Here is a 21343-nt window from a genome sequence, read left to right as displayed (position 1 = left end):
GAGACCGCGCTAACAATTTTTGTGGGGTAGGTATCCTGACAGCCCTTGACTTGATTTTTAGGAGATGTCTATTTAATAGTTGCTGCCGATTCCCGCAGGCGCAGGTACAATAAAACCAAATAAACATTCATCAACGGTGAGGCTAAAAATCCGAGTACATTACCCACAAGCTGAGATGCTAGCAAATTTCCCGTCGAACTGATTAATATGAGAATCAAAACTATTGGCACAAAAGCCACCAAAACTATCAGAAAATACGATCGAAATACTAACCACCAGCGCCCTTTTGTTAATTCCCAACTGCTACTAATACTGTCCAGCGCCGAAGAGTTATCAATGACGGTAGCGTAAAATGAAAACATTAAGCGATATGATACATAAAGCCCGGGAATTATTAGTGCAATGCAGCCAGCAAGCACCAGCAGCAAACACATAATATAAGCCCCAAGGAGTTGCAGCAATCTTCTGTTTGCTTGATTGAAAGCCTGACCCACAGTTACGGGATTTTTTGTCAAACTTCGGTAAGTGTAGAAAATCATGGCTCCCGACAACAAAGGAATTGCCACGAACCAGTAGATAATATTGAAAGCAACACCTGCTGAACCTAGCTTGCCCAAACTATTGAGCGCGGCAAATATCAAACTGGGAGAGTTGATTATCAACAGGGGAGCGTATATAGGCCCCGTAGTAGCAAATGTTTCTCGCAACAAGCTTCTGGCACTAATTCGTGGATCTGTCATAATTTTTTATCCGCTTTTTGTAAGTGGAGTTGAACAGACTAAACATTGCTCGAAAAAGTTGCTAACAATAATGTTAAGTCATCATCGGTGCGTTCGGAAACCCGGGGCGATCGCAAAAATGACTCTAACTGCTGTTTCGCATCTTCCTCTTCTTTCCACTCCCCAGAAAACCGAAACAAAGGCGCAAAAAACGGCCCATGTGGCGTGCCTTCTGGGATTTTGAGCGCTAGCATTTGTAAGCCGTCGGAAAATACGGCTAAGTGCCGTAGTTTTTCCCGAAGTACCTGAAATTGCGCTGTTTCTATCGCATTCGGCGAAATCAAAAAGATAGTTTCGTTGATGTATTCCCCGCAGGGAGGTACAGTCAGGGCGATCGCATTTCCTGCACTATCACCTGCTACCGCCGCACCGTCGCCGATTTGAGCAACTGCGATTAATTCCGGCGTAGCAACAACCGCAATTAAAGTGCAGGCTAAATCTCTCGCAGCCACTTCCCGCAATGTCGCTTCTGCTTCCACCTGCGCCCGCGCAACTTGCAGTGATGCTGTCAAGAATACCTGCCACTCGTCGTCATTTTGAGGCAGCCTTTCCTGTTGCTGGCAAATCGTTTCAACAACCGCTTCCACAGCAATTTTTGCCCCAACTTCTGCGAGTGCTGCGGAGCCCGCACCATCGGCAACCGCTGCCGCTAAAACACCGTTTGGCAAGAGACGCCAGCAGTGGGCATCTTGACAAGGCTGCGATCTTTTTTCGTGGCTCGTACCTATCACCGATGCCGCTACAACTTGCCAATTAAAGGATGAATTCTGCATTAATAACTCTTTAACTCAAAACTTCGTAAATTCACAACTATGCAAAGTCTGGACGGGTTTATTTATCCCTAATTAGGTAGGGCGATGCACACCACACCTTACTTATTATGTAGAGCTATGCACACCGCACTTACCGCTGCTCACTTACTAATGACCAATGATCAATGAGCAATGACTAATACCTAAACAGTTCCCCATCCGGGTGGTGGCAATGCTACTTGTTCATCAATTTTTGAGTGAGAAACTCTCTGCATACTAGCCGAAAGCCAGATGAACATCTCTCTAAAGTCTAGTCCTCTCAATTTTACAGGCGTGCGCTCGACAATTTGCGCCAGACGGGTGATATTAGCACCTTCCACTCCGACTGCAAAAAATGCTACGCGCTTATTAATTTCTTCCTCTTTAATCCGCTGTGCTGCTATTTCCACAACATCGTCTGATTCACCTTGAGGTTCGCCGTCGGTAATCATAAATACCCACGGGCGGTAGTAGGTAATGCCGTTGTTGCGGTATTCGGATTTGCGGGCCGCAATGGTATCTAATGCTAGCTGAATCCCTGCGCCCATGTGGGTTTGTCCTTGAGCTGTCAGCAGTGGCGTCTCGAACTGGTCGGCGGTCACGAAGTCTTGCACGACCTTGATATGATTGTCAAATGAAATAATCGCGACTTCGACTCGCTTTTTAGCTAGTTCGTCTTTAATTAGGTCATTCCTAAAAATTTCCAGCCCCTCATTCAAGGCATCTATGGGTGCGCCTTGCATGGAGCCGGAGGTGTCCAGCAGGAGGACGCAGGGACAGCGCGGCTCTGGGTTTTCGGCAAATTCTACGGCTTCGTCTAGTCTCATGGTTCGGGGTTGACCTGGGAGTGGCTCGATTTCTAGGTTTGTTACTTTACTGTATCAAGTCAGTAACAAAATTAAGTGCAAATTGCTAGGGCGATCGCATTTTACCATTTACGTGAATCGATTTTTTATTTTTGATTGTATATTTTAGATTTGAGAATTGGATGTCTGCCGTCACAAAAACAAATTTCTTCCGGCCTGTGGTAATATAGACTAATAGTATTACTGCAAAATAAGGATAAATCTTATGATTGCAACAGTCACACAGAAATTAACCTTTGACCAATTCCTTGTAGAATGTCCAGAAGATGGACTCTATGAACTGGTAAACGGAGAAATTGTAGAGATGAATGCCACCCGAAATCATGATGATGTTGCTAATTTCCTGTTATTTGGCTTCAATGATGAAATCCGGCGACTAAATTTGAATTATGTAGTCAACACTACAACCGTTATCAGAACTGTAAGTAAAGGCGGAATCGAACAAGGGCGGAGACCGGATGTCAGCGTAATCGATCGCGATTTGTGGCGATCGAACCGTTCTGCTTATTCTGCCTTACGAGAACCAATCCAACTGGCAGTGGAAGTAACATCAACAAATTGGGAGGACGATTATATAGACAAATTGGACGAGTATCGGCGCCTCGGAGTTCCTGAGTATTGGATTGTTGATTATTTAGCAATTGGCAGCAGGGAATTTCTGGGAAATCCCAAAGTTCCAACTGTATTTGTCCACCTTTTGGATGCAGATGGCAACTATCAAAGAAGCGCGTTTAAAGGCAGCGAACGAATTGTGTCGCGGACTTTTCCCGAATTAACGCTGACAGCAGAAGAGGTGATGAATGTTTAACTTCCCTTAATCCAGCTAGCCAGACTATTCTCCATAAAAAATCACTGAAAATATGAAATCTATTTCTGATAAAAAACTTTCTGATCAAAAATCTATGAGTCCTTGGAGTTACAAACCTTGGTGGTGCCAGCCTTGGTCGATTCTTTTAACTGGTACTAGCCTGATTAGCGGTAGTTGGTTTTTATTTAAAACTGTTTGGATAACTGTTTTAGTCGCGCTTCCTTTATTAGCTTGGATGGGTTTTTTCTTGTTAGTTTGGCCGAGGTTGATGCTGTCTAGCGGAGTTTTGGATTCCGAGGCAGATTAGGTTTTGGTGGTGCGAACCCTATGTTTACCGCTTAACCCCAAATACCGCCAGGCGTTTAAACCCCTGGCTAATAGCCAAAGTCCTCTAAAAGAGGACTAAATAATTCATTAGTCCTCTTTTAGAGGACTTCAGCTTTGAGGCAGGGGTTTAAACCCCTGCCGGAGTGTGGGTGTTGCCTTAAGTTGAGACCAATGGTTTGGGCGGTGTGCAGGGCGCACCCTACGTTGTGGGTAAGGTGCGCCCTGCACACCCTACCTTTGAGTGTTTCGCAGTCTAGATTTGTGGGTAATAGTCTTGAATTGCTTTTACTTCCATCGGGTGAGATTTGAGCGATCGAATTCCCGCTGCTGTCGCTTTGGCACCGGCTATTGTGGTAATAATCGGGATTTTGTAAGTCAAAGCTGTGCGGCGGATAAAGATGCCGTCGGCGCGGGATTCTTCGCCGGAAGGCGTGGTGATAATTAGTTGAATTTTCTCATTCTTGATCGAATCCAACAAATTAGGCCGCCCTTCGTGCAGTTTCAATTCCAAATCTACCTCTAAACCTTGCTCTCGCAAAACTTTGCGTGTCCCGTGAGTTGCAACTACTCTGAAACCCAATTCTAAGAATTCCTTGACAACGGGTACAACTGCTAGTTTGTCCCGATCGCGCATCGAAACCAGCACAGTTCCCAACAGCGGCATCATTTGTCCGGCACCTAATTGAGCTTTGGCAAAGGCTTTGCCAAAATCGGTGTCAATTCCCATGACTTCGCCGGTCGATCGCATTTCTGGCCCTAACAAGGTATCAGTTCCTGGGAACTTAGCAAAGGGCAATACAGCTTCTTTTACCGAAACATGAGTGGGTATAATCTCTTCAGTAAAACCCAAAGCTTCTAGAGTTTTGCCAGACATCACTCGCGAGGCCATTTTTGCTAAGGGAACTCCGATCGCCTTTGACACAAAAGGCACGGTTCGAGAAGCTCGCGGATTAGCTTCCAAGATGAAAACTTGTTCCCCTTGAACAGCAAATTGAATATTCATCAACCCGATTACTTTTAGGGATTTTGCTAATTCTACAGTCCAGCGGCGGATTGTTGCCAAAGCTGCGTCAGAAAGCGTTTGGTAAGGGATAGAACAAGCAGAGTCGCCGGAGTGGATTCCCGCTTCCTCGATGTGCTCCATAATACCGCCGATCGTCACATTGCCCGTAACATCGGCGATCGCATCGACATCCACCTCGATCGCATTCTCCAAAAACTTATCAATTAAAATCGGATGATCGGGCTCTACCAGCACGGCATAGGTCATGTAACGTTCCAATTCCGTATCGGAATAAACAATTTCCATGGCTCGCCCGCCTAATACGTAACTCGGTCGCACCACTACCGGATAACCGATCCGTTGAGCTACTATTAAAGCATCCTCAAAACTACGCGCTAGACCATTAGCAGCTTGCTGAATATCCAATTCCCGCAGAATCTTTTCAAATCGCTCCCTGTCTTCAGCAGTATCAATGGAATCCGGCGAAGTTCCCCAGATTTTTGTTTGTACATCGGGGTGATTTTCCAGAGCTTTTTGTAAAGGCAGCGCCAACTTCAGCGGGGTTTGTCCGCCAAACTGAATAATTATTCCCTCTGGATTTTCGGCTTCGATGATGTTGAGAACATCTTCTTTTGTTAGCGGTTCAAAATACAGGCGATCGCTAGTATCATAATCCGTCGAAACCGTCTCCGGGTTCGAGTTGACCATAATGGTCTCAAAGCCGTCTTCTCCTAGGGAATAGGAAGCATGACAGCAGCAGTAATCAAACTCAATTCCCTGTCCGATTCGGTTCGGCCCGCCACCTAAAATCATCACTTTTCGTTTGGTAGAAGGCAAAACTTCCGACTCCGGCGCGAGACTGTGGCCCACAGGCGAAATTTTCTTTTCTTCATCGCCCAATTCCCAAATTGCCGCTCCCGCTTCGTAGGTGGAATAATAATACGGTGTAAACGCTTCAAATTCAGCGGCACAGGTATCGACTGTTTTGTAAATCGGAATTACGCCTAACTGTTTGCGGTAAGCGCGGACTTGATCTTCCGATGTTTTGGTGGCGTAAGCAATTTGGCGATCGCTAAAACCCAACTGCTTTACTTCAAACATTGTCTCTTTTGTCAACTGTTCCAAACGCGTTCGTTTCAAGAACTTCTCAGTTTCCAGCAATTCCTGCATTTTATCCAAAAACCAAGGGTCGATTGCTGTGAACTCGAAGATATCTTCCACCGACATTCCCATCATCATCGCGTGGCGAACTGTAAAAATGCGATCGGGATTTGGCGTCCGCAATCCGGCGCGAATTTGTTCCAAACTCGGCAACTTTTCTGGTTTGTCGCACCCGAAACCTGCGCGGCCTGTTTCCAATCCCCGCAAGGCTTTTTGGAAGGATTCGTTGAAGCTGCGCCCGATCGCCATTACCTCCCCAACAGACTTCATTTGCGTTGTCAAAGTTGGTTCGGAACCGGGGAACTTTTCAAAGGCAAATCGGGGAATCTTCGTCACTACGTAGTCAATTGTCGGTTCAAAAGACGCCGGAGTTTTCTTGGTAATATCGTTGGAAATTTCGTCTAGGCTGTAACCTACCGCTAATTTTGCCGCCATTTTTGCAATGGGGAAACCAGTTGCTTTCGAGGCCAAGGCCGAGGAACGGGAAACCCGAGGATTCATTTCAATAACGATGAAATCTCCGTTGACAGGATTGACGGCAAATTGAATATTGGAACCGCCGGTTTCAACTCCGATTTCGCGAATAATTTTCACCGAAGCATCCCGCAGGCGCTGATATTCTTTGTCTGTGAGAGTTTGCGCCGGGGCAACGGTGATAGAATCGCCCGTGTGGACGCCCATCGGGTCGAGATTCTCGATCGAACAAATAATCACCACATTATCTGCCAAATCCCGCATTACTTCGAGTTCGTACTCTTTCCAACCAATCAAAGATTGTTCGATCAAAATTTGGGATACTGGACTGGCGTCAATCCCGCCTTGTGCCATTTCTTCAAACTCTTCTTGATTGTAAGAAATGCCACCTCCCGTGCCTCCCATTGTAAAAGCAGGGCGAATAATTAACGGATAACTGCCGATTTGGTGACCAATTGCTTTGGCTTCGTCGAGAGTGTTGGCAATTCCCGAAGGGCAAACTGCGACCCCAATTCGCGCCATCGCTTCCTTAAATAATAGCCGATCTTCTGCCATTTCAATTGCTGGCAACTTAGCACCAATCAACTCGACGTTGTATTTTTCTAAAACGCCATTTTTAGCGACTGCAACTGCTAAATTTAGCGCAGTTTGACCGCCCATTGTCGGTAAAATTGCTTGAGGTCTTTCTTTAGCGATGATTTGTTCGAGGATGGCTGGCGTTAGAGGTTCGATGTAAATGCGATCGGCAGTTTCCGGATCGGTCATAATCGTTGCAGGGTTGGAATTCACCAACACTACTTCAAAACCTTCTTCTCGCAAAGCTTTGCAAGCTTGTGTTCCTGAATAGTCAAATTCGCACGCTTGACCGATAACAATTGGGCCGGAACCAATGAGAAGAATTTTTTTTAAGTCTTGACGACGGGGCATAGGTTCGTAATTAGTAATTGGACAAGGTGGAGGATTAATTTGATATTTTGCCTCAGTCTTAGAAACAGGCTTTCTAAGCTGTTCCCCCCAAAGCTTACTCAAAATAGTGCAAGTTTTGTTGTTAATTTGAAATTGTGCACCATTATCAGCATTTTGGAAGCAGAACCTCGCAACTCCGGCTGACAGACACCCCCAGCTAACCCGAAATATTGATGAGAAAAGGGTGCAGTCGATCGGTAAATCAAGACTATTTTAAGTGTTGCGGTCAAATCGTGTTCTAAAATACACAATCCCTGTATTCCGCCGGATTAATCATTGTAGAGACTTCAGCCAAGGCGTGTCCTGACTGTGGGGAACGGATAAAATTAACGGGGTTGGATGATGAAATTTCCCGTAGCACAGGCGAGGGCGGGACGCCATCGCCCTCCGAGGATGTGACAATCCGAGATCCAGCCATGTAGGTGCGGCGATGGAGGACACGGCAATGCCGTGTCCCTAGCGTATTTCAGCCTATTGTTAAGCTTTGCGCGATCGGCGAATGAGTACACTTATAAATTGTCCCGGCTTTGCACCTCGCTGTGGTGGGGTCCAATCCCCGACTTGGGCAAATCCCAGTCGGTACAAGGTGTGGATGGTTTCTAACACGGCTGCGCGGGAACCGACAACCGTTATCCGCACGACTTCCTGTTCCGATACTGCTGAGTCGTCATTTGGACGCGCGGACAAGTTATCGTCAGGTACGAATTCCTGTGACATAATATGGTCTCCTGGTTTTGGGTTTTCTAGGAAAACCCCAAAACCCAGCCGCCCCGCACGTTAACACAGAGCAGGGCGGCTACAGAGAGTGTTAAAATTCTCCATTAGCCTCCATACTGCTTACTCAGTTTGGCGGTTAGCTGTCCATTGCTGTTGGTAGCAGCTTTGGGCAGTGCAACTAGATTTTTGAGCGACGTGGGCTGCTTCCTCTTTGAGCAAAGCAGCCTTAATTTCACAGCGTAGCCGCATAGGGGGGCCGCCGTCAATCAATTTATGATTTTGGATTTTAGATTGAGATTTTTCTCCAACACCTCTCGCACTCTCCCCCTCTCGCACTCTTCCCCTCTCCCTCAATCCAAGCTACTAGATGAGGGAATGCGCCGAGGAAGAGGTAAAATATGGAATCGTTCCAAAAGCTTAAAATCAAAAATCTAAAATACAGATATGCCTAGAACACAAGTGCGAATATTCCGTGCACCTGCTGCTTGATGACAACCACATCAATTTTAGATTTTAGATTTTAGATTGTCCTCCAACAACTCTTCCTATCTCCTATGCCTAGAACTCCCAGCGAATATTCCGTGCACCTGCTGCTTGAAGGCGGCCACCGCGAAGAAGTGCGTTTCGCAACGCTGCAAGATTTTCAAAAGTGGTACAGCAGTACGCTGGTGCCGAAACAAGATTCAAGAGAATTTCTTAACGTCCCGATTAAAAATATTCAAGGCGAATACATGGTAGTTCGGCCTACCAGCGTTCTAGCAATTCGCGTAGAACCGATATTTACTTCTAGTGTCGAACGATACGATGAATAAGGAAAATAATCAATTGAGTAGGGAAAATTGGAAATTGAGCAAGATTTTTCGCTATCAGCTATTAGCGCTCGCCTGTTGCGTTTTGGCGACCGCTTTTTCGGTGCCTGCAGTTGCAGTTCCGTCGCTGCAACCAATTAGTATAAATCAATTGCAAGCGAGTGAATTGGAGTCGATCGCCTTTGACGCTCAAATCTGGGGCGAAAATGGCAAACCGGGCGATAAAGAATTGCTGTTAAGGTCGATCGACAACAGCCTCCGCTATCTCAATACATCGGCCGCCGCCACTGCTTACAGTCGCTATCCAGTAGCAGGAGTTACGCGCGATCGAGTTCGGCGTTCTCTCGATCGATTTCGCCAATTAGTTGTCAGTTCCACAACCCCGGCACAACTTCAGGAATCGGTCAAGCGCGAATTTGTCTTTTACAAATCCACGGGCAAAGACGGCAAAGGAACAGTCGCATTTACAGGTTATTTCGAGCCGACTTACGCAGCATCTCGCACGCCGAATTCCGAATACCGTTATCCCCTGTACCGGATGCCGCCAAACATGGCATCTTGGCCGAAACCTCACCCGACAAGATTGCAATTAGAAGGCGAAGATGCTTTGCAGGCAAGTAAAGGATTGCTGCGGGGATTAGAATTAGTTTGGTTGCGCGATCGATTCCAAGCATTTCTCGTCCACGTCCAAGGTTCTGCGAGATTGCAGCTAACAGATGGTAGCGTGATGACCGTCGGTTTTGCAGGCAAAACCAGTCACAGTTATACAGGTGTCGGGCGAGAATTAGTTAAAGACGGAAAGTTTACTTTAGAAGAGTTAAATTTGCCGAAACTAAAGGAATATTTCACCAACTTTCCCGCAGATATGAACAAATATTTGCCGAAAAATGAAAGCTTTGTATTCTTCCGGGATACTAATGGAGTTCCAGCCACAGGAAGCATTGGAGTGCCAGTAACTGCCGAAAGGTCGATCGCCACCGATAAAGCTTTAATGCCCCCCGGTGCACTAGCATTAATTAGTACAAAACTCCCTTATCCGAATGCGGCGGGACAACTAGAACAAAACGCCGTGAATCGGTACGTTTTGGATCAAGATACCGGCGGTGCAATCAAAGGCGCGGGGAGAGTTGACGTATTTATGGGAACGGGAGATTTAGCGGGCGATCGGGCCGGTTTTATCAACTCAACAGGAGAACTGTATTATCCGCTTTTAAAGTAGATTAATTCTACTTTATATGATTGTTTGCTGTGGGTCGAATCCCGGACACGGCACGGCGCCGTGTCCATACAGATATCGCCGGCAATCAATATGTAATCTATTTTTGATAATTGCTATAAAATAGAAAATACCCCACCCTCCCAACGTCACAAATGCTAAACAAAATTCTGCAATTCTTCAAACGACTAATTCAGCGAATATTCGGATACCCAACCCCACCCACCCCACCGCCGGGAAATACCGCCATCCGCCCAACCTTAACTGACGCTGAATACGAGTCGAAATTCATGGAAATCCTCGAAGGGGTGAATGCCGGCTGGAGTCGCGGGGATGTAGCGGGATTCTTAATCGCAAAACGCCTTAAAGATGGTGAATTGGCGGCTTGGTTGCGACGGTTCGGGACTCGATTGTTAGAGGGGGAAAACCTGCAGGGCGGGCACGGGGGCACCGCCCCTACGGATGCTGTGGCATCGCTTCAGGAATTGGCGCAGCGGCTGGTATTGTTAGGTAGAATTGGCAGCGGGGAATTGTCAGAGGTGGCGAGGCAAATTGGGCGGGAGATATTGACACGGTTTCCGCTGCCGGAGGTTGAGGAGGAGGATACAAAGGGGAGGGTGATTGAGGCGGTGTTTGTTGGGGATGGTTGGGGTTTTTCTGGGGAAGTGAACCGCACAGGCGCTGAGGCTGCGGAGGCAGAATCGGAAGTTAATGTAGATGCTGAGGCGTGGTGCGATCGAGGTAATGAGCAGTATAATTTAGGAAGATTTGAGGAGGCGATCGCATCTTATAACCAGGCAATTGCTCTCAAACCCGACTATCACGATGCTTTGCACAACCGAGAGGTAGCACAACGTAAGTTAGGCGAAATTAAATAGGCGAACTGGCTTTTGTATACAATTTTTACTAGGTATTGCGAGCGACATGATACTATTAAAAATTAAGGGTCGTTTTCGGAACCAATTATCATACATTTAAAAGAGAAGTTTGAGGACTGAAGTCCTCACTACAAACTTAATTTGTAAGCTGTGCTAGGGACACATACAATAGGTTTATACTATTAAAATTAGTCCTAAATTATTGCATCCAAAATCCCAATCGAATGACACAAGTAATCGGCATTGACTTAGGCGGAACCGCAATTAAACTCGGCAGATTTAACGAAGACGGCATTTGTTATCAATCCTTAACTGTTCCAACTCCTCAACCGGCAACGCCAGAAGCCGTTTTAGCCGCGATGACCGATGCTATTTTACAACTGAATCCGGTCGAAAATGCTGTAAGTGCGATCGGCATCGGCACTCCAGGCCCCGCAGACGCCGCCGGCCGCATAGCCAGAGTAGCAATTAACCTCAAAAACTGGCATAACGTCCCCCTAGCTGACTGGGTGGAAGCTAAAACCGGACTGCCGACAATATTAGCAAATGATGCCAACTGTGCCGGATTGGGAGAAGCTTGGTTGGGCGCAGGCAGGCACTTTAACAACCTAATCTTACTAACTTTAGGTACAGGAGTCGGCGGTGCAGTTATCCTAGACGGCAAACTATTTGTAGGTCCTCAAGGCGCGGCCGGAGAACTAGGATTGATTACTATAAATCCCGACGGCCCGGAGTGCAACAGCGGCAATCGCGGTTCTTTAGAACAGTATGTTTCCGTGCAAGCAATACGCCGGGAAACGGGTTTGGAACCTATAGAATTAGCAAATTTAGCTAAGTCGGGAGATGCCAAAGCTTTAGAATTTTGGCAAAATTACGGGCGCTATCTGGGTATCGGTTTGGCAAGTCTCATTTATATTTTGACGCCGGAAGCTATTATTATCGGTGGTGGAATTAGTGCAGGTGCAGAATTTTTCTTGCCGCAGGTTCGAGAAGAAATTGAGCAACGTGTACTGCCGAGTTCTCGCGAAGATTTACAGTTATTGGTGGCTGAATTGGGCAATCAAGCAGGCATGGTAGGGGCAGCAAAATTAGCTTGGCAGCTTGTTCAATAGTTAAAATTTAAAAAATCAGCGCATTTTACTGCGCTTTTTTAATATCTAAAATTAGGGTGCAACCTAAGCACTTTAGATCAAAAAAAATAAAATGAATGTGAGGAGTTACTAAACATAGTCTCCGTTCATCCTTCATTGTTCATGCTTCTAACTAATGACTAATGACTAACGACTAATGACTAATTACTGCTTCATGGCAGAGATTGTCCAGTCGTATTTTTAATGTATTCCTGAATTTCTTGATAAGTTTCCGGGTTGCTTTGGCGGAGGATAATAATATTAGTTGCGCTGTCAGGCAGGCAAAAGCTTAGCCGACCGTTCTGTTCGCAAGCAAAAGAGCTAATTCGACTCATATCGATCGCAAATTCTTTGCGGTCATAATGAATTTTAATCCACGAACCTCTCGAATTGCGATCAATGGTTTTTTTGAGGTAATCGAGAACTTGCTTGTAAGCCTCATAATTGCCTTGGGGATTGAGGATAATCGGCTGACTGCTATTAGGCAGCCAAAAGGTGAGACGCTTGTTATCCAGTTCGCTAGAAAAAGCACTAATAGTGTCAAGGTCAATTATGTATGTACTTTTCTCATAAGTAATTTTGCTCCAATAAGCCACAAAGCCTCCTCAAACCTGTGTTTCCTGGTATTTTAGGATAGTTTGACAACTCCTACCATTTTAGATTTTAGATTGTAGATTTTAGATTGGGCATGACTGATGACTATCTGGGTTGGGAAGTTGCCTAAACTTGCATTCTTTTGGGAAACTGGTATCACCCTTGAAATCCGTAAAAAGTTAAGTAAAAATATCAGATTTTTACCTTCTGCCTTCTGCCTTCTGCCTTCTGCCTTCTGCCTTCTCCCTTGCGGTACTAGCCCCCCAGCCCTAGTATAGGGGTTGGGGGGTGAGGTCTTTCACTCGTTGAGAATGCGGCCCGATATCTAGTCCGATAAGTGCGACCCCTATCAAATCCTATTGGTCTGTTGGGCGGGTTTTGTAATGTCCATTGTCGGGGCGATTTGAATATTGTCTACTCTGAACCGCCCCTACAGACATCTAATATATCAGAACTAATCGATCGCACATGATATCAGATCAGTTTGCGACAACTTTCCCGGCCACCAAGTCGCGACCCTCATCTTCTAAAACATCCTGCTTTCCCTGGATGCTAGCTGCCTGGATAAACCCTTGAAACAATGGGTGGGGGGTGCTAGGTCGAGATTGGAATTCGGGGTGAAATTGACTGGCTATGAAAAAAGGATGGTTGGGCAATTCGATCATTTCTACCAATCGGCCGTCTGGAGATGTACCGGAGACGGCATAACCTGATTCTAAGAAAAGATTGCGGTAGGCGTTGTTGAATTCGTACCGATGGCGGTGCCGCTCGTAAATCACTTCTTTCTGATAAAGTTTGAAAGCTAGCGTGTCTGGGTTGACACGGCACGGATACAAACCCAGTCGCATTGTACCGCCCAAATCGACTACATCTTGCTGTTCTGGCAATAAATTAATTACCGGATTTGCTGTATCCGGGTCAAATTCAGCGCTGTTGGCATCTTTGAGTTGAGCGGTGTTGCGCGCCCATTCAATCACAGCACACTGCATCCCCAAACACAATCCCAAAAATGGAATTTTGTTGTGTTTAGCATATTCGATCGCGGCTATTTTGCCGTCAACTCCCCGAACCCCAAAACCTCCCGGTACAAGAATGCCGTTGATATCTTTGAGATAATTATCGAGGTTTCCCGATTCTAAATCTTCTGAGTTAATCCAGTGCAAATTCAGGTCGCAGCCGATGGCAATTGCCGCGTGCCGCAAAGCTTCAACCACCGAAAGATAAGCATCGTTCAACCGCACGTATTTACCAACTAAAGCAATATCAATTTTGTGATTTGGACTGTAAAGCCTGTTGACTAAAGTTTGCCACTGATGTAAATCTGGCTGGCGATGTTCCAGTTGCAGCAAATTGATGGTTTGTTCCGCCAAACCCTCCTGTTCCATCATCAGCGGCACTTCGTAGATACTTTTGGCATCTTGAGCGGTGATGACACATTCTTCGGGTACGTTGCAGAATTCCGACAATTTCTGTTTCATGCCCAAAGACAGCGGGCGATCGCACCGACAGACTAAAATATCTGGTTGAATGCCGATCGACCGCAATTCCTTCACCGAATGCTGAGTCGGTTTAGTTTTCATCTCCCCAGCCGAAGGAATCCAAGGTATCAGCGTGACGTGCATATACACAACATTTTGCCGGCCGACATCCTTGCGAAACTGGCGAATTGCCTCCAAAAATGGCAAAGATTCAATATCTCCCACCGTTCCGCCGATTTCCGTAATCACGACATCGGGATTAGTATTTTTGGCTACTCGGTGAATTCGCTCTTTAATCTCATTAGTGATATGCGGAATCACCTGCACCGTGCTCCCCTGATACTCGCCCCGGCGTTCTTTGTTGATCACCGCTTGATAAATGGAACCCGTGGTGACGCTATTGAGGCGAGACATGGAAGTATCGGTAAAACGCTCGTAGTGCCCCAAATCCAGGTCAGTTTCTGCACCGTCTTCCGTCACGAAAACTTCTCCGTGCTGAAACGGGCTCAGAGTGCCGGGGTCAACGTTAATATATGGGTCTAGCTTCAAAATCGAGACAGAATAGTCCCGCGACTTCAATAGGCGGCCCAAGGAAGCACCGACAATACCCTTGCCGATGCTGGAAACCACGCCGCCAGTCACAAACACAAATTTGCTCATAGGATTTTCGACTTTAGATGTTTCTGTTTCTAGTTAAGGTAACACTCAACTCTAAGAGCTAAAATCAAAAATTGTCCAGCAGTGTTTGACCATTTATCAAATACGGCTGGGGATAGGACGAGTGGCCCACGACCTCGATCGGGCGGTTTGCAGGGGTTTTGAGCTGGTGGGCCAATTTCAAAACGGTTGATTGTTCATCAGTGCGCTTTGGGCTGATGAACAATCAAGGGCGATCGATCTTCTGAGAAAACCACCTTCACCAGGCTTTTTTCCCTTCCTCACAAATATGTCTGTAACCGATCTGTCACATCTGACACACTGGCCAACTCTAAAACTGCCTCTCCTAAATTCTCTAATTGTTCAGCGGATAACTGACTGATGCGAGTTTGAATCTCCGACGACAACGGACCGACACGGCGCTCCAACAGCCGCACAACTAGCTCCAACTTTCCTTGTTTGATGCCTTGTTCGAGGCCTTGTTCGATGCCAATTCTGGTAGCTTTGGTAATTGCACCGCGCTGGTCTTGAATGAAAATTTCTCGCCTTTCTAAATCTTCCAATTCATCAGGATCGAGATTCGCTTCATTCGCAATTGCAAAAGCCTGCCGCAGTTCCGGCACATTTCCCAACTCTTCGGGAACCGACCGTAAAATTTGAGCAGTTTTCATGAAATATATCCACTTATCTGTCAGCGTTTCTAACTCCTGTAATGTCTTGTCAAATTTTGGCAACTCAACAAACACAAGTTCAAATTCATCAGCTAGATAGTCGGTTAAAAAAGTTTTTTCTTTGAAAACAAAGCGCGAAATCACTGTTTCCAAATGCTCAAACATTTGAAAATCGGTAATCGTCAGAGCAATCACAGGGTTTAACAAGCTGTAACGGCTTCCTGTGGTTAGCTGCATCGAATAAGCTTTAGTGGCATTGTATAAAATCCGCTTCTCGAATGACTCTACATTCAATACTTGCATTTCAATAATTACCGTTTTGTTGCCATCAATTTTAGCTTTGACATCCAAGTAAGTATCTTTGACTCCTTTGATTTTTGGAGCTAAATAAGGGTCAATAATTTCTAAGTCTTCGATGACTGGCTGTGCTTCGTAGAGCATGGCATTTAAGAAACTAATCAAAATGTCCTTACTCTCAGCAGACCCGAAGATTTTTTTAAAGGCAAAGTCGGTTTTGGGATTGATAAAATTCATGGCAATTTCAATTTATTAGAGCTTGAGAAGTTGAGGTTAGAGTTATTTAATTATTTAACTATCATACAATCTTCTAGGTTGGGTTCGCGGACGATCGCCCCAACCGACCTCACCCCAATACGGATGGAAGCCCACAGCAGTCTAGACAAAAGTTCCAGTCCCCGATTAGCGCCTGTGGAGTCAATCAAAAATCAGCCCTACGCGCTCAGTCATTTTTCCCAAAAAGCTAACTCAGGAACGTTTCGGCAATGGTAAAGTCATGGTATACAAAGCACCTCAAGTCTGCTAAAAAAAAACAGCTATGAAGTTTGTCTGCCTTCTATCCCCTCAACGGTTGCTTTGTACTGGTATGGCATTGCTCGCTGCGATCCTCTTCGAGGGCTTCGCTAACGAGTGTAGCGCGTGGCTCGCTCCCAATGCAGCGCGAGCAAAAGATCCTGGGGAAAATTATTCGTCTGTGTCGCCGAAAATCCTCGCTAGTAACGATGTTAATTGCAATGGCGGACGATCGCCCAAAACTAGCTGTCGAGTCAGCGGTTTGTTCGTCAAAACTCCCAATACGACTCCAGAACAAGTCTTTCCTCTCAAGCAGACTGAAGTTAAAGCCAAAATAGCTGGCAATATCTCCCGCGTCGAAGTTGTTCAGAAGTTTGAAAATCCTTTTCCTGAATCTATAGAAGCTGTTTATATATTTCCTTTGCCCGACGAAGCGGCGGTGGACGATATGGAAATTAAAATAGGCTCACGAATTATTAAAGCTGATATCAAACGCCGCGAGGAAGCTTTGGAAATTTACGAACAAGCCAGAAAGCAAGGCAGGACTGCTGGTTTGTTGGAACAAGAACGCGACAATATTTTTACTCAGTCTCTCGCTAATATCAAACCGGGAGAAAAAATTGAAGTTACGATTCGCTACACGGAAAGTCTCAAGTTTGCCGGGGGCGATTACGAATTTGTGTTTCCAATGGTGGTTGGGCCTCGTTATATTTCGGGAAATACGATCTCCCCCAACCCCCCCTTAGCAAGGGGGGGCTATAGTTCTGATGCCGATCGCATTAACCCGCCTGTTTTGCCTCCGGGAACGCGATCTGGTCACAATATTGCTGTGTCGGTAGAAATAGATGCCGGAGTTGCGATCGGCGATGTCCGCTCTACTTCCCATCAAATTACAACAGATCGCAGCGGCAATATTGTACAAGTCCAATTAGCCAATTCAGACACAATTCCCAATAAAGATTTAATTTTGCGCTATCGAGTCGCGGGCGAAAATACTAGGGCAACTATTTTGACTCAATCCGACAAGCGGGGCGGTCATTTTGCTACTTATCTAATTCCGGCTTTAAACTACAAAAATAATGAAATTGTACCTAAAGATGTCGTGTTTCTGATGGATTCTTCCGGTTCTCAACAGGGCGAACCGCTGGCAAAATCTAAGGAGTTGATGCGCCGCTTCATTCAAGGGCTCAATCCCAACGATACTTTTACTATTATTGATTTTGCAAACACTGCCAAAGCGCTTTCAACAACTCCTTTAGCAAATACTCCAGAAAATCGACAAAAAGCAATTAATTATATCGAAAAATTGCAGGCTAACGGTGGCAGTGAATTGTTTGACGGCATTCAAGCAGTGATGAATTTTCCGGCGGCGGCAACGGGAAGGCTGCGGAGTATTGTATTAATTACTGACGGTTACATTGGTAATGAAAATGAAGTGCTGGCTCTGGTTCAGCAGAGCCTGAAACCTGGAAATCGACTTTATAGTTTTGGTGTTGGCGGTTCGGTGAATCGGTTTTTGCTCAACCGTTTGGCGGAAGTGGGAAGAGGCACGTCTCAGGTAATTCGTCAAGATGAACCGTCGGCAGAAGCAGCAGAAAAGTTTTTTCGGGAAATTAATAGTCCGGTATTGACTAATATTCAAATTAGTTGGGAAGGAATGGGGGAAAAACCGCAGATTTATCCGATCGCGCCCCCAGACTTGTTTGCGAGTGGGCCCTTGGTTTTGTTTGGCAAAAAGATCGATCGAGCCTCCGGCCAACTTCGCATCCGCGGCACTCTTGCCGGCGGCAAAACTTACGAGCAAGTTTTACCTGTTAATTTTGCTCAATCCGTCGGCGGGCGACAGCGGGAGTCAACTTCAGTCGCAGCAACGGCTACGGATTTTGGCAATCCGGCGGTAGCTCAACTTTGGGGGCGATCGCGCATTAAAGATTTAATGAACCAAATGTTTGGTGGCGAGACTCAATCTCTGGTGGAAGCTGTGACTAATACTGCTCTGACTTATCGGTTGCTTTCGGAATACACGGCTTTTGTGGCTGTGAGCGAAGAAGTGCGAGTCGAACCAGATGGATCTCGTCGCCGCGTGCAAGTGCCTGTGGAATTGCCGCAGGGTGTCAGCTATGAAGGTATTTTCGAGTCGGAGGGGGCAGAGCAAACTAGGGGCGGCACTCGCAGCGTTACCTCGACTCGCAACTCGGCACCGGTGAGTCCAGCTCCTGCTATGCCGCGGCAGCCCGGTTACGGTGAGTCGCAACGCCCGAAGCCTTTGGCTTCTCGCCTTCAAGTAGTTAGCGTCCAAGGGTTGGATGCCGGGGAGATCGCCACTTTGACTCAATACCTGCAATCGGTTAATCTCCCGGCGGGGGTTAGCGGTGAAACGGTGTGGGAGTTATTGGTACAAGACGGCCGCGTTGCCCGATTGGCGATCCTCTTCGAGGGCTTCGCTAACGACACTCAAACCTCGACGCTGCAAGCAACAGACGCTGTAGAGACTCTCAAGAGGGCCTTGAGTTCCTGGCAACCTCCTGCAGGATTCAGGGGCACGCTGCGCCTGAAGTTGCGAATTACGGTCGAGCCTTAAGCAACGAGTATCTATGTCAAGAAACATTAACTTTTAATTCAAAAATACCGAAAGCGCGATCGCTACCGCGAGGAAGATATAAAATCTTTATTAAGAGATTGCCTTTAAACAGAAAGTGATGTTAATGAAATTTATACCGTTTGAGGCAAATGCTAAAACAGTTTCCTTTCTGAAACAGTTTCCTTTCTGAAACAACCTTAACAGTAAAGATTTCTGGATCGAAACCCCCCAATCATAGAAGGTATGATGCCCTATGGAAGTTAGTGAACTGCTCAACAATTACGAAAAAGGAGAAAGAGACTTTACTGGAGCCGACCTCAGCGGGAAAGACCTCAGCGGAGCAATCTTAATCGGAGTCAACCTTTCGCGAGCTAATCTTTCCGGGGCGAACCTCAGCAGAGCGTTTCTCACCAAAGCAACACTCAAAGATGCACAGATGCAAAGAACAAATCTGACTTTTGCCAAAATGGGCGAAACCCAACTTTCGGGTGCAGATTTGACAAAAGCTAATTTGAGTGGAGCTTTTTTGGTAAAAGCAAAATTGCCCAGAGTAAAGTTAAGCGGCGCAACTTTAACTAGCGCCAACCTGCGGGGTGCTGTGTTGTGGAATGCCAATTTGTGCAGCGCCGACTTGCAATTAGTTAACTTGCTGGGCGCGAATCTGACGGCAGCTAATTTTAAGTGGGCCAACCTTTATGGTGCAAGGCTCAATAGTGCAAAACTTTTTGGAGCTCAATTAACCGGAGTCAGTCTGCGGCGAGCGCAGTTGACAGGGGTGAATCTCTGCGGTGTAGATTTGAGCGGCGTTAACGTGAGTGAAGCTAAATTAATGGGAGCTAATTTGGAAGGCTCGAATTTGGCGGGGGCGAATTTCAGCGCGGCTCAGTTGCGTGGGGTAAAGTTGGCGGGTGCAAATTTAACCGGGGCTAAGTTGAGGGGAAGTTGTTTGAGAGGGGCAAATCTGAATTGGGCAAAGTTGTGTCAAGCAGATTTGATGGCGGCAGATTTGAGCGAGGCGACGTTAATAGGAACTAATTTAGATAATGCTTTGTTGGCGGGAGCTATTTTGCCCGAATCTACTAGGCGCTATTTTTCCTTAGCTGGGGCTGGCAGAGTCAATTCTTGGGAAGTTAATGAGATTAATGGTTGATTGTTGACTGATGACTGTTCACTGTTCACTGATGACTATGACAATTAATTTTGGGGTGGTGCTGGTAACTGTGGCATCGGAGCCGGAGGCGGAGAATCTGGCGAAATCTCTAGTTGAACACAAGCTGGCTGCTTGTGTGAGTTTGTCACCAATTCGCTCGATTTATAGTTGGCAAGGCGAGATTCATTCCGAGCCAGAGTGGCAGTTGGTGATTAAAACTGATTTGGCTAAATTTGAGGCTTTAAAAACAAAAGTTCAGGAACTCCATTCCTATGAAGTTCCCGAAATTATTGCTATTCCTATTATCGCTGGCAGCGATGCTTATCTCAATTGGCTGGGACAATCTTTAAGTTTGTAGTCAAGATTTTAGTCCTAAATTATCCAATGAAGAGGGACGGAATTCCATACTAAAAATGGTCAGAAACCTAGGAATTATGACTGGTAGGGCCGATGACGCCGATTTTGTGGCGAAAACTTAGTTCGCCGCCGAACCAGCCTGTAATGCCCAGCAAGGTTGCCACGACGATCGATATGGCTAAACCTGTGTATACGATCGGCTCAGCCGGATTTCCTTGTCGCAACAGCAAGTTAATCAGGGTAAGTACCATAACCGCCACATTGCCGCCCATGTGCAACCAACCGGCACTGCGATCGCGCACTCTTTTAACTTTGAAAAAATCTAAAAAGCCCGTGATTGCTGCCAAAATCCCCGCAGCAAAACCGACACCCATCAGCCAAAGCGAAGCTCTCGCCCAAAACGGATCGCTTGTGAGCCAATAACCGATGTCCGTGCCCGCGGCTCCTACTAAAAAGGCTACCGGAAAGATGACGATGATGGGGTGGATGGGATGGCCTGCAACTGAAAGCGTACTCGTAATGCCGGCGTCGCGATACTCTCTGTCGTCACTTTCTAGAATCGGCGGAATATTCGGATAGGGGGTACTATTTCTTTGATTTGTTTCCATGATTTCTAGCGATAAATTTTGTACAACAAAGCCGTTTTTATTGGATTGAACTTAATCCCAAATCCGTTCGCCATTTTCGTCAACGCGGGCCTGCCGAATTACGTCAGAAATTTCCTCGGCGTCTTTGACGTGGTGCAGGGCTTTCTTTTCCCCATCCGGTTCTTCTACGATCACATAAGTTGGAACTGTAACAACATCTCCCACGATGTCGGGTACGTGGTCTACCGCCAGTTGCTGCGCTTTTTCTTCAATGGTTTGGGGTTCGTCGGAAATACGATCGCCCGGATTGACAGTGCGCTCCATATCTCTGCCCGGTTTGTCGATACTCATAAAAACCTCTCTGGTATTTCTAATTTTTTGCTGACTCTAATTCCTACTATTGAACGAAAAATATCCCTGCACAAACATCTCCCGACGGGTGGAAGTTTCAGTTAGGGCGATCGCAGGCAGCCTCTTCCTGTAGGTAGAGGTTTTTCGATTTGTTCGGAAAAAACTAAGCTAAAATCTAAGCA

21 protein-coding genes are annotated in these 21343 nt (G+C 46.3%); 9 read left to right on the top strand and 12 right to left on the bottom strand.

Annotated features, from left to right (window positions below):
* Positions 1-68: 68 nt before the first annotated feature.
* From QUA34_RS23775 to QUA34_RS23765, 3 genes are all read right to left on the bottom strand, one after another.
* Positions 69-740 (bottom strand): hypothetical protein, encoded by a 672-nt coding sequence (locus QUA34_RS23775; protein ID WP_333325537.1) that lies wholly within the window; start codon positions 738-740, stop codon positions 69-71.
* Between the two features lie 38 nt (positions 741-778).
* A complete protein-coding gene (locus tag QUA34_RS23770) occupies positions 779-1552 on the bottom strand; it encodes a PP2C family serine/threonine-protein phosphatase (protein ID WP_333080290.1) in 774 nt (257 codons plus the stop codon).
* A gap of 182 nt (positions 1553-1734) precedes the next feature.
* On the bottom strand, positions 1735-2397 hold the full coding sequence (locus QUA34_RS23765) for a VWA domain-containing protein (RefSeq protein ID WP_333080292.1): 663 nt from the start codon (positions 2395-2397) through the stop codon (positions 1735-1737).
* A gap of 244 nt (positions 2398-2641) precedes the next feature.
* On the opposite strand from QUA34_RS23765, the gene QUA34_RS23760 reads away from it, so the two are divergent.
* Positions 2642-3244 carry a Uma2 family endonuclease gene (locus tag QUA34_RS23760; RefSeq protein ID WP_333389503.1) on the top strand — a complete coding sequence of 201 codons (603 nt, stop codon included), beginning with the start codon at positions 2642-2644 and terminating at the stop codon, positions 3242-3244.
* A 52-nt stretch (positions 3245-3296) separates the two neighbouring features.
* The gene (locus tag QUA34_RS23755) at positions 3297-3551 is read left to right on the top strand and encodes a DUF6737 family protein (RefSeq protein WP_333389501.1); all 255 of its coding nucleotides are present in this window, start codon (positions 3297-3299) and stop codon (positions 3549-3551) included.
* Between the two features lie 273 nt (positions 3552-3824).
* Here the strand turns inward: QUA34_RS23755 and carB are convergent, their stop codons facing one another.
* The 3 genes from carB to QUA34_RS23740 all read right to left on the bottom strand — a co-directional run bounded on the left by carB (position 3825) and on the right by QUA34_RS23740 (position 8228).
* Positions 3825-7136: a carbamoyl-phosphate synthase large subunit gene (gene carB, locus QUA34_RS23750; protein WP_333389507.1), complete on the bottom strand. Its 3312-nt coding sequence runs from the start codon at positions 7134-7136 to the stop codon at positions 3825-3827.
* Between the two features lie 516 nt (positions 7137-7652).
* The gene (locus QUA34_RS23745) at positions 7653-7892 is read right to left on the bottom strand and encodes a hypothetical protein (protein WP_333389499.1); all 240 of its coding nucleotides are present in this window, start codon (positions 7890-7892) and stop codon (positions 7653-7655) included.
* A gap of 120 nt (positions 7893-8012) precedes the next feature.
* Entirely contained in the window at positions 8013-8228 is a 216-nt protein-coding gene (locus tag QUA34_RS23740; RefSeq protein ID WP_333325548.1) for a hypothetical protein, read from the bottom strand.
* A gap of 218 nt (positions 8229-8446) precedes the next feature.
* Between QUA34_RS23740 and QUA34_RS23735 the strand changes: the two genes are divergently transcribed.
* From QUA34_RS23735 to QUA34_RS23720, 4 genes are all read left to right on the top strand, one after another.
* Positions 8447-8704 (top strand): hypothetical protein, encoded by a 258-nt coding sequence (locus QUA34_RS23735; protein ID WP_172192361.1) that lies wholly within the window; start codon positions 8447-8449, stop codon positions 8702-8704.
* A complete protein-coding gene (locus tag QUA34_RS23730; RefSeq protein ID WP_333389497.1) occupies positions 8697-9920 on the top strand; it encodes a murein transglycosylase A in 1224 nt (407 codons plus the stop codon). Before QUA34_RS23735 ends, QUA34_RS23730 begins: the two co-directional genes overlap by 8 nt.
* A gap of 152 nt (positions 9921-10072) precedes the next feature.
* The gene (locus QUA34_RS23725; protein ID WP_333389495.1) at positions 10073-10795 is read left to right on the top strand and encodes a tetratricopeptide repeat protein; all 723 of its coding nucleotides are present in this window, start codon (positions 10073-10075) and stop codon (positions 10793-10795) included.
* Positions 10796-11019: 224 nt separating this feature from the next.
* Positions 11020-11907, top strand: a complete 888-nt coding sequence (locus QUA34_RS23720; RefSeq protein ID WP_333389493.1) for an ROK family protein — start codon at positions 11020-11022, stop codon at positions 11905-11907.
* A 191-nt stretch (positions 11908-12098) separates the two neighbouring features.
* On the opposite strand, the gene QUA34_RS23715 is transcribed toward QUA34_RS23720, so the two are convergent.
* From QUA34_RS23715 to QUA34_RS23700, 4 genes are all read right to left on the bottom strand, one after another.
* Positions 12099-12521 carry a hypothetical protein gene (locus QUA34_RS23715; RefSeq protein ID WP_015174977.1) on the bottom strand — a complete coding sequence of 141 codons (423 nt, stop codon included), beginning with the start codon at positions 12519-12521 and terminating at the stop codon, positions 12099-12101.
* Between the two features lie 477 nt (positions 12522-12998).
* Entirely contained in the window at positions 12999-14657 is a 1659-nt protein-coding gene (locus QUA34_RS23710) for a CTP synthase (RefSeq protein WP_333325560.1), read from the bottom strand.
* A 278-nt stretch (positions 14658-14935) separates the two neighbouring features.
* The gene (locus QUA34_RS23705; RefSeq protein ID WP_333325562.1) at positions 14936-15859 is read right to left on the bottom strand and encodes an Rpn family recombination-promoting nuclease/putative transposase; all 924 of its coding nucleotides are present in this window, start codon (positions 15857-15859) and stop codon (positions 14936-14938) included.
* A 50-nt stretch (positions 15860-15909) separates the two neighbouring features.
* Complete coding sequence (locus QUA34_RS23700) at positions 15910-16047, bottom strand: hypothetical protein (protein ID WP_333325564.1); 138 nt, start codon at positions 16045-16047, stop codon at positions 15910-15912.
* A gap of 113 nt (positions 16048-16160) precedes the next feature.
* On the opposite strand from QUA34_RS23700, the gene QUA34_RS23695 reads away from it, so the two are divergent.
* The 3 genes from QUA34_RS23695 (at position 16161) to cutA (ending at position 20224) form a co-directional block, all read left to right on the top strand.
* Positions 16161-18716: a VIT domain-containing protein gene (locus QUA34_RS23695; RefSeq protein WP_333389490.1), complete on the top strand. Its 2556-nt coding sequence runs from the start codon at positions 16161-16163 to the stop codon at positions 18714-18716.
* A 253-nt stretch (positions 18717-18969) separates the two neighbouring features.
* Positions 18970-19866: a pentapeptide repeat-containing protein gene (locus tag QUA34_RS23690; RefSeq protein ID WP_333389488.1), complete on the top strand. Its 897-nt coding sequence runs from the start codon at positions 18970-18972 to the stop codon at positions 19864-19866.
* Between the two features lie 37 nt (positions 19867-19903).
* On the top strand, positions 19904-20224 hold the full coding sequence (gene cutA / locus QUA34_RS23685; protein WP_333325652.1) for a divalent-cation tolerance protein CutA: 321 nt from the start codon (positions 19904-19906) through the stop codon (positions 20222-20224).
* A 67-nt stretch (positions 20225-20291) separates the two neighbouring features.
* Here cutA and QUA34_RS23680 read toward each other — a convergent pair whose 3' ends face one another.
* Both QUA34_RS23680 and QUA34_RS23675 read right to left on the bottom strand, forming a co-directional pair.
* Entirely contained in the window at positions 20292-20831 is a 540-nt protein-coding gene (locus QUA34_RS23680; protein ID WP_333080316.1) for a DUF2231 domain-containing protein, read from the bottom strand.
* 51 nt (positions 20832-20882) lie between these two features.
* On the bottom strand, positions 20883-21161 hold the full coding sequence (locus QUA34_RS23675; protein ID WP_333080318.1) for a hypothetical protein: 279 nt from the start codon (positions 21159-21161) through the stop codon (positions 20883-20885).
* Between the last annotated feature and the right edge of the window lie 182 nt (positions 21162-21343).

Source organism: Microcoleus sp. POL10_C6 (assembly GCF_036701585.1).
Lineage (GTDB): Bacteria > Cyanobacteriota > Cyanobacteriia > Cyanobacteriales > Microcoleaceae > Microcoleus.
This window is presented reverse-complemented; position numbering and strand designations above follow the sequence as displayed.